Origin of the sequence: Burkholderia sp. WAC0059 (assembly GCF_002870125.1) — a bacterium.
In the GTDB taxonomy this organism is placed as follows: domain Bacteria; phylum Pseudomonadota; class Gammaproteobacteria; order Burkholderiales; family Burkholderiaceae; genus Paraburkholderia.
This window is the reverse complement of the sequence record NZ_PNEO01000022.1, coordinates 79,638-98,317: the sequence shown is the minus strand read 5'-3', so window position 1 is coordinate 98,317 and position 18,680 is coordinate 79,638. Positions and strand designations below refer to the sequence as shown.

Annotated in this window: 9 protein-coding genes; all 9 read right to left on the bottom strand. The window is 70.5% G+C overall.

What is annotated here, in order from left to right; all coding sequences use genetic code 11:
• A partial coding sequence (locus CY652_RS20330; RefSeq protein WP_146010164.1) for a tetratricopeptide repeat protein occupies positions 1–172 on the bottom strand: 172 nt, incomplete at its 3' end.
• 109 nt (positions 173–281) lie between these two features.
• The gene (locus CY652_RS20325) at positions 282–4,556 is read right to left on the bottom strand and encodes an autotransporter domain-containing protein (protein ID WP_102132522.1); all 4,275 of its coding nucleotides are present in this window, start codon (positions 4,554–4,556) and stop codon (positions 282–284) included.
• 240 nt (positions 4,557–4,796) lie between these two features.
• On the bottom strand, positions 4,797–6,500 hold the full coding sequence (locus CY652_RS20320) for a ShlB/FhaC/HecB family hemolysin secretion/activation protein (RefSeq protein WP_180970700.1): 1,704 nt from the start codon (positions 6,498–6,500) through the stop codon (positions 4,797–4,799).
• Positions 6,501–6,559: 59 nt separating this feature from the next.
• A complete protein-coding gene (locus CY652_RS20315) occupies positions 6,560–7,348 on the bottom strand; it encodes a 3',5'-cyclic-nucleotide phosphodiesterase (RefSeq protein ID WP_102132520.1) in 789 nt (262 codons plus the stop codon).
• A 7-nt stretch (positions 7,349–7,355) separates the two neighbouring features.
• Complete coding sequence (locus CY652_RS20310; protein ID WP_102132519.1) at positions 7,356–9,578, bottom strand: CHASE2 domain-containing protein; 2,223 nt, start codon at positions 9,576–9,578, stop codon at positions 7,356–7,358.
• 19 nt (positions 9,579–9,597) lie between these two features.
• Positions 9,598–11,817 (bottom strand): SulP family inorganic anion transporter, encoded by a 2,220-nt coding sequence (locus CY652_RS20305; protein ID WP_102132518.1) that lies wholly within the window; start codon positions 11,815–11,817, stop codon positions 9,598–9,600.
• A 37-nt stretch (positions 11,818–11,854) separates the two neighbouring features.
• Positions 11,855–12,589 carry a FecR family protein gene (locus tag CY652_RS20300; protein ID WP_146010163.1) on the bottom strand — a complete coding sequence of 245 codons (735 nt, stop codon included), beginning with the start codon at positions 12,587–12,589 and terminating at the stop codon, positions 11,855–11,857.
• Positions 12,574–16,350 (bottom strand): two-partner secretion domain-containing protein, encoded by a 3,777-nt coding sequence (locus CY652_RS20295; RefSeq protein ID WP_102132516.1) that lies wholly within the window; start codon positions 16,348–16,350, stop codon positions 12,574–12,576. Before CY652_RS20295 ends, CY652_RS20300 begins: the two co-directional genes overlap by 16 nt.
• Before the next feature lie 498 nt (positions 16,351–16,848).
• The gene (locus tag CY652_RS20290; protein ID WP_180970699.1) at positions 16,849–18,567 is read right to left on the bottom strand and encodes a sensor histidine kinase; all 1,719 of its coding nucleotides are present in this window, start codon (positions 18,565–18,567) and stop codon (positions 16,849–16,851) included.
• Positions 18,568–18,680: the final 113 nt, after the last annotated feature.

The following is an 18,680-nucleotide window of genomic DNA, read 5'->3' as shown; positions in this document are numbered from 1 at the left end:
CGTGCGCCATCAGCCCCAGCAGGTGCAGCGCGTCGGCCTGGCCCGGCCACGCCGACAGCACCCGCTGGCACCACTGCTCGGCCTCGTCCGCCTGGCCCGCGTTCCAGTGTGCCTGCGCTCGCGCCAGTGCCTCGGATATGTTCAACGCAGGAGAACTGGCGTCGTTGGACATGGGTACAGAAGTCACGCGGCCGCACACGAAAAATGCCGACGATACGATGCCGCGGCCGCCACCGGGCAAGATCGTCCGTCGAACCGGAATGGTTTGCAGAAACGGTTCGTCAGAACTGCTGCTGCAACCGCAGGATGCCGGTTTGCGACACGAAGCCCCCGCCGGCCTGCAGTTCATAGCGCACCGACAGGCTCAGGTTATTCGCGCGCAACAGCGTCGCGCCGATCGAGACGTCCGCGAGGTCGGACACCGGCGTCGCCCCGACCGTCGTGAACGCGGTCTGGCCGGTCGGATCGCCCGCGAAGCTCGCGCCGGTTAGCTGCCGGTCGTGGTCGTACTCGTGCAGCCACTGCACCTGCAGGTCCGGCACGATCTCGCCATAGCGCGTCTCGAAGCCCTTCGACAGCCTGAACCCGAGCCCGCTGCGCACCGAATTCACGTGGCTCGAACCGACGTCGAGCGCCGCGCCGTCGCCGCCGCTCTCCGTATAGTCGCCCTGGTGCAGGTAGCTGTAGGTCAGGCTCGCCACCGGCGTGAGCGTCGCTCCGTACACCGCAAGCGGCCAGCCCGCCTCGGCGCGCGCGACGTACTGCTGGCCGTCGAAGTGGCCGCTCGCCGCCCCCGAGATACCCGTGAGATCGATCTGTCGCGTCGTGTCGTACTCCTGCTGCGAAATCGCCGCCGACAGGTTCACGTACCACGGGTTGCCCGTGTAGCCCGCATAGCCGATCAGCCCGTAGTTGTTCACGGTCGCGTGATCGCCCGAGTTGTCGCTGCTGCCGTTGATCGACGTGTTGCTGTAGCTGAACACGCCGCCGACGCGCCAGCGCTCGCCGACCCCGCGGTCCGCGCCGACCAGCAGCCCGCCGTAGTCCGCGCTGTAGCCGTCCACGTCGTCACGCTCGCCCTGGCTCGCATGGCCGCCGTAGCCCTGCCCCCAGACGTTCCACTGCGCGGGCGCATCGCCGGTCGAGACGCCGGTCGCGCCCTCGGCCTGCGCGGTGCGCAGCGCATCGACGTGCGAGCTGACGACACCGAGCGCATCGAACGTCGGCACGGCCGCCGCGCCGCTCGTCTGCACCGGGCCGAGCTGCCGGCCGATACTGTTCGCGGCCGCGGACGAGCCGCCCGACAGATCGCCGAGCACCGCATCGTAGAGGTTCAACAACCGCGGGTTGCTGATACCGGTGTAGGCAAACAGGCCGCCCAGCGCCGAGCGGGCGTCCGGCGCCGTCGCGGGATCGTTCTCCGCGGTCGCGCCGGAGGACGACGAACCCGCCGGGGACGAGCCCGACGATGACGAACCCGTCGTCGAGCCCGACGACCCCGTCGAGCCGGACGAACCCGGCGACCCGGACGACGACGTCTGGTCCACCGTCGCGCTTTCGACGTTCAGCACGAGGTCCTTGTTCGCGCCGTTCGCGACGACCGAGCCGGTCACGGTGCCCGTATAGCCGTTCATCGAGTAGGCCAGGCCGCTCGCGCTGCTGCCGACGCTCGTCGCGCCGCCGTAGTTCGCGGTGCCCGCGGTATCGACGACGACGTAGCGCTGGCCGGCCGCGAACGCATAGCCGTTCGACTGCAGCGTGACGCTCGAACCCTGCGCGATCGTCGAGTCGCCGGTCACGACGAGCCGGCCGTAGCCGCTGTCCGTCGCGATCGAGCCTTGCGTCGACGCGGAGCCCGCGACGCCGATCTGCAGCGTCGCGGCGGCGGACTGGCTGTAGTCGCCCGTGATCGTCACCGGCTGGTTCACCTGCAGCACCCCGCCGGTATTCTTCACCGCGTAGCTGCCGACGTCGATGTCGTCGTTCAGCAGTTCGTTGCCCGATGCGAACACGACGTTCGATTCGGTGTTGCCGATCGTGCCGACCGTCGTGCCGCCGCCATAGCCGGTCAGCGTGCCGAACACGGTGCCGGTGCCGCCGGCGATCGTCAGGTCGCCGGCGGAATTGTTCTCGATGTTGCCGGCGATCACGCCGGTGTTCTCGATCACGCCGAGCGACCCGCCGTACAGGCTGATCGCGTTCGCGTCGCCGGTGATCGTGCCGCTGTTGACCAGCGTGCCGATCGTCCCGCCGTTGTTGAACAGGCCGTTGCCGGATGCGCTTTCGATCGTGCCGCTGTTCGTCAGCGTGCCGATCGTGCCGGTGTTGCCGATCCCGCTCTCGGCGCCGGAGATCAGGCCGGCATTCGACAGCGTGCCGATCGTGCCGGCGTTGCCGACGCCGGTCTTCATGCCGGAGATCGTGCCGGTGTTCGTCAGTATGCCGATCGCGCCGAGCGTGGTCGTGGCAGCCGGCGTGCCGAACGTGTACGTCGCGTTCCTGACCCCCGCGCTCATCGTGCCGGCAATCGTGCCGCTATTCGTCAGGTTGCCGATCGTGCCGGTGTTCAGGATACCGACGCTGCCGGAGATCAGACCGCCGTTCGCCAGCGTGCCGATGTTGCCGACGGCCGCGTTGTCGATCGCCGGCGACCCGGAAATGGTCGCGCCGGCGGCGTTGTCCAGTTGCGCGATTTCGCCCGCGTTGCCGATGCCGATTCCGCTGGTGCCGGAGATCAGGCCGGTATTGGACAACGTGCCGATCGTGCCGCCCACTAGCGCGCCGTTTTCCGTCTCGCCGCCATACTCGTTGATCAGGCCATAAGGACCGGCAACGATCGTGCCGCTGTTCATCAGCGTGCCGATCATGCCGGGATTCAGGATGCCGTAGCTGCCGCCGGAGATCAGGCCGCCGTTCGTCAGCATGCCGATGGTGCCGACGTCTACACCGAAACCTGCGTTCTGGATACCCATCCCCCCCCCGGAAATGGTCGCGCCGGCGGCGTTGTCCAGTTGCGCGATTTCGCCCGCGTTGCGGATGCCGATTCCGCTGGTGCCGGAGATCAGGCCGGTATTGGACAACGTGCCGATCGTGCCGCCCACTGGCGCGCCGTTTTCCGTCTCGCCGCCATACTCGTTGATCAGGCCATAGGGACCGGAAACGATCGTGCCGCTGTTCATCAGCGTGCCGATCATGCCGGAATTCAGGATGCCGTAGCTGCCGTCGGCAGAGATCAGGCCGGCATTCGACAGCGTGCCGATGGTGCCGACGGCTACACCGAAGAAACCTGTGTTCTCGATACCCACCTCCCCCCCGGAAATGGTCGCGCCGGCGGCGTTGTCCAGTTGCGCGATTTCGCCCGCGTTGCGGATGCCGATTCCGCTGGGGCCGGAGATCAGGCCGGTATTGGACAACGTGCCGATCGTGCCGCCCACTAGCGCGCCGTTTTCCGTCTCGCCGCCATACTCGTTGACCAGGCCATAAGTATAAGGACCGGCAACGATCGTGCCGCTGTTCATCAGCGTGCCGATCGTGCCGGAATTCAGGATGCCGACGCCGACGCCGGAGATCAGGCCGCCGTTCGTCAGCATGCCGATGGTGCCGCTGTTACCGAGCGCCGTCCCCACGGCCGTGCCGCCGATCACGCCGTACTGGCCGTTGCTCACCGAACTGATCGAACCGCTGTTCTCGAGCGAGCCGATCGTCGCCAGCGTACCGCTCACGCCGGTGTTGACGATCCCGTATGCCGTGCCCGTGATCGTGCCGTCATTCGTCAGCATGCCGATCGTGCCGCTGTTGGCGAGCGCCGTCCCCGCGGCCGCGCCGCCGATCACGCCGTACTCGCCGTTGCTTACCGCACTGATCGAACCGCTGTTCGCGAGAGCGCCGATCGTCGCCAGCGCACTGCTCGATCCGGTGTTGGCAACCCCCGTAACCGTGCCGGTGATCGTGCCGCTGTTCGTCAGCACACTAATCGCGCCGCTGTTGCTGAGCGCCGTCCCCACGGTCGCGCCGCCGATCAGGCCGTACCGGCCGTTGTTCACCGAACTGATCGAACCGCTGTTGCCGAGCGTGCCGATCGTCGCCAGCGCGCTGCTACCGGTTCCGTTGTTGAGAATCCCGACGCCGACAGTGTCGCCGGTGATCGCCGCGCCGGTCTCGTTGATCACCGCGGCGATCGTCCCGGTGTTGCCGATGCCTGCCGCCACGCCGTAAATCGCGCCGCTGTTCGTCAGCGTGACAACCGAAGACCCAACCAGGACACCGGTGTTATTCGTCTGACTGGTGGAATAGTTTCCCGAGGTGATCGCCCCGCTGCTGTCGATCGTCAGATCTCCGCTCGTCCACGTCACCCCGGGAGAAGACTGCGCCCGCGCCACCCCGGGCCCCATCGCCGCGACGGCGGCCGTTACCGCGAGCGTCAGCGCGCCGAGCGCCGGGCGGACTTCGCGGCGAGCGCCGCTGCCGCCGTTCTTGCCGTGTGCGCGCGCGAGTTCCGATACTGCCTGCCACATCCCCTGGCTGGCGTTCCATATCACACGATAGATGCGATTCATCCGGTCCTTTCCCCGCCCGTGGCTCGCGAGTCGCCTGGTCGTCCGCTTTGCGCGCGACGCTCCGGCAGCCCGACTATGCGATGTTTCGATCGAATATCGGGGTGGTCGCCCCCGATTGGTTTGGACGAAAGCCTAAGGGGCCGCAATCGGACTGTCGATCCCAGGAGCCTGGTAGACCGCGCGCCGCCATCAGCCACGCGAAAGGCGGCCGGCAACCGGCGCGCCGACGGCCCGGGCGCGTCAGAACCCCTTGCTCACCTGCGCCCACAGCCGCACCGACGACGTGCTGCCGGCCAGTTCCGGACGCCCGCCGAGCGGCGTCGCGAGCGACGCCGACACGGCGATCCGGTCCGGCCCGGCCCAGTTCAGTCCGACGCCGACGCCCGCGAGATTCGCAATGTTCTCGCCGGCCGCGTAGCGAGTCTCGTCCACCTTGACGTGCGCGCCGTCGAAGAACGCAATGGCCTGCCATTGCCCATACCACGGCAGCGCGAACGTATGCCGGTACTCGGCGGTGAAGAGGTAGCCGGAATCGCCGCCAATCGCGTTCGCGTCGTACGCGCGCACCGTGTCCGCGCCGCCGACCAGCAACTGCTGCGACGCGTCGAGATTGGTGCTCGCCCACTGCCCCGTCAACGCGAGATAGAGGGCGTCGCGAGGCCCGAGGGCCTGCAGCCGCGTCGCGCTCACGTCCCCCTTCGAGAACGTGCCCTGCGTGCCGGCGAGCGCCGCGTCGGCCTCCTCGTCCGTCGCGCCATCGAAGCCGACGTGCCCGTACATCCAGCTCGCGTTCCATGCGTTCACGCCACCGCCGAGCCAGCCGTCGCGCAGGTCGCCGGACACGCTCGCGGTCATCGTGTCCAGATGCCGGTGCGTCTGTGTCGCGCTCGCGTCGATGTCGTCGTTCAGTTGCAGATGGTCGTACTGGAGCTGCGCGTTCACGTCCAGCGCGCGCGAGCGTATCAGCGGCTGCTTCAGCCACAGGCTCGCGACCTGCGCGGTGCCGTGCGCGTCGAGCGCCGAGAACGCATTGCCGAGCCGGTAGTCGAGTGCCGACCACGACGCGCCCGCGCGCGTGCCGATCCCGTCGAGCAGCGCCTCGTAGGCGAGCCGGCCATAGTTCATGTCGCGGCCGGACGTCATCGCGCTCGCGCTGAACACGTCGCCGAGGTGCAGCGGATCGATCAGGTTCACCGTCGCGCTCACCCGGGCACGGCCGGTGTAGCGCTCGCCGTCGTCGTCGGCCGCCACGCTGCCGATGACGAACGGCGTCGGCGCGACGTCCACCATCAGATCCGACGTGCCGGTCGTCGCGCCGGGCTTCAGCGTCGCGTGGATCGTCGTGCCCGGAATGTCGGACAGCAGCAGCAGGTTGTGGTCGAGCGGCGCCTGCGCGACCACCGTGCCGCCCCGCAGGCCATCGAGCGTCGCCGACAGCAGCCCGTCGAGCACGCGGCTGCGGTTGCTCAGCACGACCTGCCCGTAGCGCGCCTCGATCACGTCGATGCGCACGATGCCGTCGCGCACCGTCTGCGGCGGAATCACCGCGCGCGCGAGCGGGTAGCCGTGCGCGTGATAGTAGTCGGCGATGCGCTGGCCCAGTTCGCCCAGGTCCGCGAGCATCAGGTCCTGGCCTTCCGCACCGGCGACGAGCGCGTGCAGCGTCGCGGTGTCGATCCGCGTGTTGCCCGCGATCTCGATGCGCTCGACGCGGAACGCCGGACTTTCCGGCAACGCGCCGGGCGGCGCCGGCGGCGCGACCTCGAGGCCCGGCGCGTTCGTGCCGGCGGGGCTCGGCGCGAGCGGCGGCTGCACCTGCTGGAGGATCGTGCCGGCGCCGGGCAGCGCGGGCCCGGCCGCGTGCGCGGCCGATGCGAACAGCGTCGTCAGGAAGGACGTCGCGGCGGCCAGGCGGCGGCTGGCAGGTCGAAGCGCGTAGGTCATGGTGTCGGAGTAGCGAAGGGGCCCGGCGGTCGTCGCGGGCGGATCGGAGAACGGGAGGGCTAGAAGTCGAACACGTGCCCGCGCGCGAGCCGCTTCGGACGGAAGCGGCGCAGCAGCGCGCGGTTCTCCCGCATCGTCTCGCGCTCGGCGCCGGGCTTGATGTGCGTGATCCATAGTTCGAAACGCGGGTCTTCGGCCGCGAGCAGTTCGGCGAGCAGGCTCGGACACAGGTGCTTCGACGCGCGCGCGAGATCGCGCTGCGCGTCGGGAAACGCGGTCTCGACGATCAGGTGGCGCAGCGACCCGATCCGCGCGAGCGCATCCGCGAACGCGCCGCAGACGGTCGTGTCGCCGCTGAACGCGAGGCTGCCGCGCGCGCCGTCGAGCCGATAGCCGACCGCCGGCACCGTATGCTCGGCCGGCAGCGCGACGATCGTGCGCGCGCCGTGCACCGGGTGATCGCAGGCAACGGGCTCGCCGACCTCGAGCGCGGCGAAGCGCAGAAACGGCCGCGCCGCGTCGGGAATCCGCGTGAAGTCCGGCCACAGCCGGTCGTTGAACAGGTGCTCGCGCAGTGCCGCCTCGGTGTCGCGCGTGCAGTGGACGACGAGCGGCGCGGCGCGGCGCTCGCCGACCGCGTCCATGATCAGCGGCAGGCAGGCGACGTGATCGATATGCGTGTGGGTGACGAAGACGCGGTCGATCCGCGCGAGCGCCTCGCGGCCGAGATCGCCGACGCCCGTGCCGGCGTCGATCAGCATGTCGTCGTCGACGAGCAGCGCCGTCGTGCGCGCGCCTGCGCGGCCCGCGCCGATCCCGCCGCTGCACCCCAACACCGTGACTTTCATCCGCGCCTCACTTGGTCTCGAACAGATGGACGCCGTCCCAATCGGGCGCGGGCTCGCCGGCGTTCAGCAACGCGGCGATCCGCTCGCGCCACAGCGCATAGAACCGGCTGGCCGGGTGTGCGGCCGCGAGCTCGGCCACGCACCCGGCCGCGCCCTGCCAGTCGCGCGCGCGATACCGCTCAAGCGCGCCGTGCCAGCGCTCGAGTTCGTCCCGCACGGCCGGCGCGAGCGCCGCCGCCTCGCCGAGCGGCTCGTAGATCGCCACCGGCTCGCTCTTGCCCTTGACCCGCACGAGATCGAGCTCGCGCCACGCGATCTCCGGCGCGGCCGCGCGCGTCGCCTCGCCGGCGACGATCCCGACGCCGTAGAACTTCGTCACGCCTTCGAGCCGCGCCGCGAGGTTCACCGCATCGCCGATCACCGTGTACGCCTTGCGCACCGCCGAGCCCATGTCGCCGACGGTCATCGGCCCGGTGTTCAGCCCGACGCCGATTTCGAGCTCGGGCCAGCCGCGCGCGGCGAGGCGCCGGTTCAACGCGGGCAGCGCGGCCTGCATCCCGAGCGCGGTCAGCACGGCGTCGCGCGCATGCGCGTCGCTCGCGAGCGGCGCGCCCCAGAACGCCATGATCGCGTCGCCAATGTACTTGTCGAGCGTGCCGCGCTGCTGCCGGACCACCGCGGTCATCGCGTCGAGGTATTCGTTCATCAGGTGCGCGAGCGCCTCCGGCTCGAGCCCTTCGGAAATCGTCGTGAACCCGCGCACGTCGGAGAACAGCACCGTCAGTTCCGCGCGCCGCCCCTGCATGCTGTAGCGGTCTGGCTGGCGGCTCATCTCGGCAACCAGCTCCGGCGGCACGTACTGGCCGAACAGGTCGGCGAACTGGCGGCGCGTCCGGTATTCGGTGAAATAGCCGAGCGACATGTTCCAGACGAACAGTCCGACGGTCAGGACGACGGCGCTCGCGAGCGGCAGCGCCCAGTTCGCGTAGCGCCACAGCGCGAGGTCGCCGGCGACGAGCGCGGCGAGCAGCAGCGCGCTCGCGAGCGTCGCGAGCAGCGGCCGGCGCCACGGGAAGGCGAAGATCATCAGCATGCCGGCCAGGAGCAGCGCGACGACCTGCGCCGCGTTCGTGTAGCCGGGCGCGTGCGGGACTGTGCCGTCGAGCATGCCCTCGATCAGGTTCGCGTGGATCTCGACGCCCGGATACGCGCGGCCGACCGGCGTCGAGCGCAGATCGACGAGACCCGGCGCGCTCGTGCCGACCAGCACGATGCGCCCCTGCAACTGCGAAGGCGGCACGCGGTCGGCAAGGACGTCGCTCGCCGACACGTAGCGGAAGCTGCGCGCGTAGCCGCGGTACGGAACGAGCGCCGCCCCGTGCGCATCGACCGGAATGCGCAGCGTGCCGCCGGGCGTCTTCAGCTCGATCGCCTCGAGCGCGGCGCCCGGCGCGGCCTTCGACGCGTCGCCCGCGCCGTAGTCGAGCGACACCGCCGGCTCGCCGAGCAGCGCGCGCACCATCGCCAGCGACAGCGATTCGTAGACCTGCCCGCCGTGCCGCGCGAGCAGCGCGACGCGCCGCACGCTACCGTCGAAATCGACGACCGGATTGAAGAACCCGCCGTCCGCCGCCGCCCGCTGGAACGCCGGCAAATTGGCACCATAACCAGGCCAGTCCGCGAGCGCGGACGCGCCGGCGCCCGCCGGCAGCGCGAGCGGCGCCGGCAGCAGGCCGCTCGGCGCCGCGCCCACGCCGAAGTAGTAGCCGAGCACGACCGGCTTGCCGTCGAGCGCGCGCGCAAAGCGCGCGTCGTAGTCGAGCCGTCCGCGCAGTCCGTCGAGCGCGCTCCGGTACGCGGCATCGCGCTGCAACGGCCCGCGCGCGAGCGCGTCGAGCGAGGCGAGGCCCGAGCTGTGGTCCGGCTCCGGCATCACGATGTCGAAACCGACCAGCGCCGCGCCGTCGCGATCGAACAGCTTGCCGACCAGTTCCGCCATCCGGTCGCGGCTCCACGGCCAGCGGCCGACCTCGGCGAGGCTCTTCTCGTCGATGTCGACGATCGCGATCTGATCGGCGGGCGTGCCGGGCATCGTCATCCGCAGCCGCGTGTCGTAGATCAGGTTGTCGAACGAATCGACGAACCACAGCGGGTAATAGCCGGCTGCGTGCCCGAGCAGCACGAGCAGTAGCGCGATGCCGCCGCCCCAGCGCAGGACGCGTCGTTTCACGGCTCGCTCCGTCGCGCGTTCAATGCAGCGCCCGCAATGCGTCGTTCGCGGCCGACAACCGCGACGCGAGCACGCGCACCACGAAACGGTGGAACTCGCGCGCGGTCCCCGGCACCTCGATCTCGAGCCGCTGCAGCGCGTCGAGCGACAACCGGCACACCCGCGTCGCGCAGTCCGCGCGCACGTCGGCGCTGCGCGGCTGCTGCGTATAGAGCGCCATCTCGCCGACGATCGTGCCGCCGCCGTACGAACGCAGCCGCAGCACGCGAGCGTCGTCGAGCGGCAGCGAGACCGTCACGCGCCCGCGCTCGACCAGATACACCGCGTCGCCCGGATCGCCGCGCCGGAACAGCGTCTCGCCGGCAGCCAGGTCGCGCCGCTCGAGGCGCGCGTCGAGGTCGTCGAGCGCCGCCGCGCTGAAATGCGGATGCAGCACCGAGCGCAGGTTCGGCTCGCCGGGCTGCGGCGACGGCTTGAGCACCGCGAGCAATTGCTCTTCTACCCATTCGAGGCCGCCGTCGAGATCGGCGAAACGCCGCGGCGCAGCGTCCGGGCCGCCCGCGCGCGCGAGCATCTCGCCGGCCGGCTCCGGCAGCGCGGTCAGCACCAGCGCGATGCCGTTCGCTTCGCAGTACTGCCGCAGCCGGCGGAACGTCAGCGACGTGGACGCGTCGAGCCCGTCGATCTGCGCGAAGTCGACCACGACGAAACGCGGCGCGTCCGCGCGCGGAGGCCGCGCGGCGAGCCGCCCGCGCAGCCGCTGCAATACCGAACTCGCGGTGCCGAAGAACAGGAAGCCCTGCAGGCACAGGCCCACTACCTGGTCCGCGGACGCGTTCAGCAGCGCGAGGTCGTCGATCGAGCGCTCGACGTTCGAGTGCCGGCTCATCCCGTCGAACTCGCTGCGCACCGCGCTGATCCGGCTGTAGCTGAGCACGAACAGCACGCACGCGGCGACGATCCCGAGCCCGACGCCGGCGACCACGCCCCACACCGCGATCACGACGACGATCAGCGGGATCAGCAGGTATTCGGACAGGCTCAGTTTCGCGTAGGCGGCGATCAGCCATTCGCGCAGGAGCCCGATCGCGAGATAGAACTGCAGGCCGATCAGCACCGGCTTGGGCAGCCAGCCGATCAGCGCGGGCGCGCACGCGATCGCCGCGAGGCAGCCGAGCGCGCAGGCAAGACCGCTCGCGCGGCCGGTCGCGCCCGCGCGCAGGTTCAGCAGCGAGCGGCTCAGCGACTGGTAGCCGACGATGCCGCCCGAGAGCGCGGACAGCAGGTTCGCGATGCCGGCCGCGCGCAGCTCGCGGTCGAGGTCGATGTCCTTGCCGGCTGCGAGGCCCAGGCTGCTCACGTTCAGCAGGATCGTGATCGAGGCGACGACCGCGAGCACGACGAACTCCGGCAGATGCACGGCGAGCGCGCGCCAGTCGACGAGGCCGGGCGAGAGCCGCTCGGGCAGGTTGAGCGCGCCGAGCGGCGCCGCGTCGAACAGGAGCCCGAGGCGATGGGCGGCGGCGAGCGGCATGCCGCCGGCGTGCAGTCCCGCGAAGAACACGAGCGCGCCCGTGCCGAGGCCGGCCGGCAGCAGCGCGATCGACGGCACGCGCCGCGCGAGGATCAGCAGCGTCGCGCAGGTCACGACGGCGGGCAGCCATTCGATCCAGGGCACCGCGGCGAGTGCAGCGAGCGTGTCCCAGTGCAAGCCCGTGCCGGTCAGCATCCGGAACGAGCCGCTCGCGAGCAGATAGCCGGTGCCGCCGAGAAAGCCGCCGAGCACGGGGAACGGCAGAAACTGGATCGCCGAGCTGCGCCGAGCGGCGCCCAGCGCGTACTGAATCGCGCCGGTCAGCGCGGAGCCGAGCGCAAGCGCCGCCAGCACGGTCGCAAGCACCGTCGCACCGGAACCGCCGTCCGCGCGCGCGGCGCCCGCGATGCCGGTGGTCAGGCCGACGAGGATCGCGACCGCGTTCGAGTCGGGGCCGCCGATCGCGAACGGCAGCGAACTCGCGCACGCGATCACGAGTCCCGCGACGACGCAGCAGATCAGGACCGCCGGCATCCCCGCCGACAGGAACCCGGCCAGCGAGCCGCTGAAGATCATCGCGCTATAGCCGACCGAGTAGCACAGCGCGACGAGCGCGGACAGCAGTCCCGCGCAGACGTCGGGAAAAAGGCTTGCCGCGGGCGGAAGCGATACGCGCGGCGCGTCCGGATACGCAGCGGATTTCATCGGCGCGCTCCCCGCGTCCCGGCTTGACGCGGCCATCTCATTCGCACGCGGCCGCCGCGGCGGCCGACGGCGTGACCGCCGGAATCTCGCTCGCCGGCAGCAGCTCGAACGCGCCGGGCCGGCCGCTCAGGATCGTGCCCGAGCCGGCCGGGATGTCCTGCTGCCACGTAGGGGTGCTCACGTGGATCTCGCCGCGCGCAACGCCGATACTCTCGTGCGATGTCGAGTCGTCGCCCGCCGCGGCGCCGGCATCACTTGCTCCGCCGGCGGCCGGAACCGGATCGTCGCGCACCCACCATTCGGTGCCGCGAATCCCGATCGTCGCCCGCTGCGTCTTCAGCGCGAACGCGTCCGGGTTGCCCTGATGGCCGATCAGCCCGGAGATCACGCGCAGCCCGCCCTGCAGCAACGTCGTCGCGCTATGGCTGTCGGCGGGATGATCGGCCGAGAAGTGATAGTCGTCGAGGCGGTACAGCGTGCCGGGCTTCAGGTAGATCCGTTCGTGGTCCGCGAGGGCGAGCACGGCCTCCGCGCCGGGGCCGGTTTCGACCGTATCGCCATCGTCGACCGGCGCGCCCAGCGCGACCGGATGCTTCGCGCCGCCGGACGGTTGCACGGACACCGCGCCGTGCACGTACGCGAACGTGCCGACGGGGCCGCCCGCGCCGGGAGCGCCCGACGCGCTCGCCGCGCAGACGAGCATGCCGGCCAGCAGCGCGGCCGCGCGCGCGCATGCCGGACCGAGCCGCATCCGGATCAGTAAGCCCGACATGAGAGCCTCCAAGAAGTGAATGAAGAGTGCTCGACGCTCGCGTCGGTCTGCGTCACGCCCGACAGGTTCAGGCCGCCGTCGACGACCTGCAGCGTGCCGTTGCCGGCGATCGGCTGTACGACATTGACCACCTCGGCATGCGCATCCACCGAAGCGCTGAGGGCAATCAGCGAAAGGCCCCCGATCGCCACGCCCGGACCGATCGTCGATGACGAGGCAAGCGCCGAGCTGAGCGCGGACGACGCCGAGACGAACGACACGCTGTCCACACTCAACGCGCCGATCGTCGGGGGAGCGGCCTCGATCGTCAGTTGGCCGCCGACGTAGTCGATCGTGTAGTTGTCCGACACGAGGCCGCCGGGAATCAGCGCATAGGTTCCCGCAGCGACCGCGCCCTGCGACGAGCCCGAATAGGTCAACGTGCCGCCGAGCGCCGCCGGCGTTTCGCCGTTCACGAAGCCGCGGTACGCGACGCCGTCGCCGCCGCGGTACGCGACGCCGCTGTACGGCACGCTCGCGTCGTTCGCGGCGACGGTCAGCGGTGCGGGATCGACCGTCAGCGTGCCCGCATCGTAGGCGATCGTGTAGTTCGACAGGCCGGAGCCCGTCGCGCCGGCCGCGTCGAGCGCGTACTGGCCGGCGTCCGCGGTCGCCGCCGCGCCGCTGCTCGACAGCGTCACGCCCGTCACCGCGTCGCCGTTCACGAGGCCGCTGACGGTGAACGCGGTAGTGCCGGGATTCGCGCTCTGCCCGTACGTTTTCGACTGGTTCGACGCGGTGATCGTCAGCGCGGCCGGTTCGACCGTCAGCGCGCCGTCGTAGGCGACCTGGTAGCCGGCGGCCGTCGCGCCGATGCCGCCGAGCAGATAGCCGCCGCCGACGTCGCTCGTACCCGTCGCCGAACCGATCCACGCGAGGTCCGAGGTATCGACGAGACTCGTCGCGTCGTTGCCGCTCGGGTCGGTCGCGGCCGTGACGCTCGCCGCGAGGCTCGCCGTGTTGCCGTAGGTTTCGGTGCCGGCGCCGGTGATCACGATGTACGGCAACGCGCTCAGCACCGGATACGGATAGCCGGCCGCCCAGCCGTTCGACGCGCTCCACGCGCCGCTCGCGACCGGACCGGACGTGAACCATTGCTGCGTGGTCAGCCCCGTCGTGCCGATCCCGCTGCCGCTCGTGGTGCCGCCGCCGATCGCCGCGCCCTGCCCCGTGGCCGTCGTGTCCCAGTAGCTGCCGGAGATCGCGCTGTCGCCCCCGGTGGTGTCGTTGTAGCCGAGCAGGCCGCCGACGTACTGGCCGCCGCCGGTCACCGCGCCGCTCGCATACGTATCGCTGATCGTGCCGCCGTCCTCGTTGTCGCCGACGAGACCGCCGAGATACTGCGGGCTGCTGCCGGTGCCCGTCACCGGGCCGGTCGCGTACGCGTCGCTGATCGGCACGCCGTAGTTGTCGCCAACGAGCCCGCCGACGTACTCGTTGCCCGACACCGCGCCGCTCGCGTAGACGTCCTCGAGTACGCCGCCCTCGTACTGGTTGCTGCCGATGAGGCCGCCGACGTCCTGCGTGCCCGACACGCTGCCGGTCGCCCACGCGTCGGTGATGTCCTGGCCCGTGTTGCCGCCGACGAGCCCGCCGACGGAACCGTAGCCGGACACCGCGCCGCTCGCGTAGGCGTCGCTGATCGTGCCGGTATAGGTGTTCTCGCCGACGAGCCCGCCGACCCCGTAGCTGCCGGACCCGCCGGCGACCGTCGCCGACGACCAGGCGTCGTCGATGACGCCGCTGCCGGCGGTATCGCCGTTGGAGCCCACCAGACCGCCGATGTCGTAGGCGCCCGAGCCCGTCCCCGTGACCGTTCCCGTCGTCCAGACGTTGCTGATCTGGCCGTTATGGTTCCAACCCGCCAGCGCGCCCACGAGGCCCGCGCCGCTCACCGTCGCGTTCTCGAGGCCGACGTTGCGCACGATGCCGTCGGCGATCTGGCCGAACAGGCCTTCGTCGATGTCGCCGGTCCCGTTCTCCGTGAGGTTGCTGATCACGTGGCCGAGCCCGTCGAACACGCCGTCGAATTCGCCCGAGCTGCCGATCGGAATGAAGCCCGAACCGCCGCCCCAGCTACTCGTCGCGCTCGCGTCGAGGTTGCCGCCGAGCGCGTAGTATCCCGACAGATTGCCCGAGTAGGCGATTCCTTCCAGGGTCGCCGCGCCCGTACTCGCGTCGTCGGCCGTGCCGAGGCTCGTGATGATCGTGTAGCTCTGCCCATTGATCACCAGCACATCGGTGCCATCGAGGTTCACCTGCCCGGTGAAGCCGCCCGCGTTCATGCCGACGTTCAGGTTGCCGCCCGAACCGTAATAAAACTGGATCACCGCGTTGGTCGCATTGATCGTCGAGTCGACGTTGACGTCGTTGCCCGCGTTCAACATCAGCCCCGCCCCTTCCGGGTTGATGCCCTTCACGCTGATCGGCGCGTTGACGTTGATGTTGTTCGCCGCTTCCAGTACCAGCGTCGCGTTCGCGTTCCAGGTCACGGCGGCGTCGACGTCGATGTCGCCGTTCCCGCTCCCCGCGCTGGACGTCTCGATTTCGACGTCGCCGCTCGCCAGCTCCGCCTCGAGCGTGCTCGCGCCGATCCCGCTGTCGGTCTGCGCCGCGCTACCCGCATTGATCGTGAAGTCGGTCGGGTCGATCAGCCAGGTCCCGGACTTGCCGCCCGGCGCGGCCGTCGTGATCTTCGCGCCGCTTTCGACCTGCACCTGGGCGCCGCTCGTCTCGACCGAGCCGCCGTCGCCGCCGTCCGGCGCGCTCGCATCGAGCGTGCCGCCGACCTCGACCGATCCGGCCTGCCGGCCCGCGAGCAGCGTGATCGTGCCGTTGCGGTTCTGGACCGTCTGCGCGTCGATCACGCCGGTGTTGTTGACCGCGCTCTCGAGCAGCGCGTCCTGCGCGCCGGCGCTCATCAGCACGGTGCCGCCGTCCGCCTCGATCAGCCCGCCGTTCGCCGCGAGCGCGTCGAGGGTGCTGCGCTCGACCTGCACGCTGAGCAGCCCGTCGCCCGCGAAATCCAGCGTGACGGCGCTGCCGCCGGCCAGGGCGACGGTACCGAGTCGCGCGCGGATCGTCCCTGCGTTCGACACCCGGTTGCCGAGCAGCGCGACGTAGCCGCCCGGCGCCGCCCTGATCGTCCCGAGATTCTCGACGCTGCCGGTGCCGCCGCCGCTGAAGGTCTGCGTGCCGGTGCCGATCGAATCGTCGCCGACGTCGAGCGTCGACGCGACCAGAGCGCCGACGTTCACCTGCGCGCCCGGCCCGAACAGCACGCCGTTCGGGTTGATGAGGTAGATCTGCCCGTTCGCGTTCAGGTGGCCGAGGATCACGCTGCCGCTATTGCCGGCGATCCGGTTCACCGCGACCGACTGCGCGTTCGGCTGCACGAAGTCCACTGTGGCGGCGCTGCCGATATTGAAGTGCTGCCAGTTCAGCGACGCGTTCTCGCTCTGCTGGCTGACCGTGAGCGTCGCGCCGTTCTGGCTGATGCGCGCGGAGCCGGACGCGACCGTGCCGCCGGTCGGCAGCGTCGTCGCGCCGATCGCGGCCGCGTCGGCGACGAGCGGGAAGCCGAGCGGCAGCAGCGCGAACCAGGCCAGCCTGCGGGCGCGCGAGCGAACGCGTCCACGCGTGCCGCGCCCCCGCGCCAGCTCCGACGCGACCTGCCATACCCCGTGACTCGCGTTCCAGACGACGCGCCAGGCCCCATTCATTGGATTCCCCGTTGACTGACAGCGTGTGAGCGTGGCGCTCGCGGGTCTTCGGCCAGCGTTCGTCCTGCGCTGTGCCGCGCGATGCTCACCGCCGGATGACGGGGGAATTTAGCAACAACGTTCCGTACCTGGATATCCCAGGAACCAGGTAATTACCTGGACAGAATGCCGTTAGAAAGGGAATGTTCACGCAATCGCCACACGCGAGGCGCCGCGCTATGGCAGGGGCCGACGCAGCCCTCGCAGTCCGGCGCCGCCGTGGGCCGGGATCAGCGCCGCCCGCCCGCGGGCAGGGCGAACGCGGTGCCGGCGCCCATCGGCCGGATCGCCGATCGTCGGGCTTGCGGCCGCGGCAAGATCGAACGCCGCGCCGGGACCGGCGCGGGTCGCGGCGCGGCGTTCGCAGCGTCGTTCTCGCGGCCAGGCGGCGGCCGGCGCCCTCTGTATCGCCCGCGTAGCGGTTCCGCGCCCGACCCAGCAGGCGAGAAGCAGGCGAGATCAGGCCGTCACGTCGACCCGCTGTTCCTGCACGATACCGTCCATAGCCGGAAACCGCACCGACACCTGCGTGCCGCCGCTGCCGGACGTGACCGTCAGCGTGCCGCCAAGGCGGACCGTACGTGCCCGCATGCTCTGCAGCCCCGTGCCCTGCCGTGCGCCCTGCGCACCGTGATCGAAGCCCCGGCCGTTGTCCCGCACGGACAGGTGCAGGAACGCGCCGTCGATGCCCAGATCGATGTCTACGCGGCTCGCGCCGCTGTGCCTGAGCACGTTCGTCAGCGCCTCCTGCAGCAGCCGCATCACGTCCACCGCCTGCGTGCCGGCCAGGCGACAGCCGTCCGCCCCGGCCGTGTTCCAGCGGCATTCGACCTCGTGGTTTTCGAAGAGCCGCATCATCCGGTGCCTCAGCGGCCCCAGCAGGTCGCCCAGCGACGTGCGTTCCGGCTGCTCGCGCGAGGCCGCGTCGATGATGATGCGCAGGTCGTCGCGCAGTTCCCGGAGCACGCCGAGGAAGCGCCCGGGCGGCAGCGCGTCGGGACTGTGCTCGAGCGTCGCGATCGCGCTGACGAGCGTGCCTCCGAAGCCGTCGTGCAGATCGTGGGCGAGGTTCAACCGCTCTCCGAGCCGCGCATTGGCGACCTCCAGCGCATGCTGGTGCTGCAGGGTCCGCGCCAGCTCCTCCCGCGCGGCCGTCACGGTCGCGCCCAGCTCGTCGTTGAACCGCTCGATGCGCCGCAGGTTCGCGGTGAAATGCCAGGCCAGCACGAGCGCCATGCAGACGGTGAGAAGCTGTGCGCAGATCGACGCGTAATAGACGTTGTCATGCAGTATCCCGAGCACCGACAGCATGTCGTGCACGAGCGGCACGACGAAAACGCCCACGAAATACGACAGGATCCGGCAATCGAAACGCGGGCTGCGCCACGCGAACTTCACGAACAGCACGCAGGCCGACAGGAAGATGGCGGACCCGGCAAGCTCGATGAGCGAACGCACCGGCACCACGGCCCCGCGAGGCACGGCGAACATCGCCGCCGCGGCGACCGCGAGCCCGGCCGCAAAGCCTTTTTCCACGCGCGGCAGCCTCCGCTCGGCGAAACGCAGCAGGAACATCGCATAGCACACGCTGAACGCCAGCATCAGTACCGTGCTCACGCGCTCGTACAGGTCGGTGCTCCGGAACGGCCAGGGGCTCGTGGCGTATTGATTGGAGGTATAGAGCAGCCATACCCCGGACATCAGCGTGAACCAGCCGTAGGCTGCCTCCTGGCGGCGCAGCAGCCATAGCGCGAGGAAGAACGCGCCCAGCGAGGCCGTCTCCACCAGCGCGCTCAGATGCAGGTCGCGGCGCAGCAGCCGCTCGCGTCCGTATGCAGCCCGCACGGCGGCAGGCGCGCCGAGCGTGACCGGCCCGAGGCCGGGCTGATAGTCCGCGAGACCCGAGACCCGGACGAGCAGCGTGTTCGTGCCCGCACGCAACAGCGGCGCGGACAGGAGCCAGTAGTGCGGCGTGTCCCAGCTACGGGTAAGCGGTTCCGTGAGACTGGGATCGCGGGCGATCAGCGAGCCGTTCAGCCAGGCCTCGCCGGCGAGGCTCCAGTATTCGACCATCAGCCCGAGGGGCTGCGAGGCGTCGGCCTGATTCCAGGTGAAGCGATACCACACGACGCCGTCGTGATGCGGCCAGTGCGCGCTCCAGGTGTCCGGCAGCGCCACGGGAACCCAGCCGGTCGCCGGCGGCTCCCCGGCGTCCCAGCCGGACGGGGCGGCCTCGACGGCGAATGCGCGCGAGACAGCGGAAGAAGAGGCGGAAGCGGGAGATTCGGCCG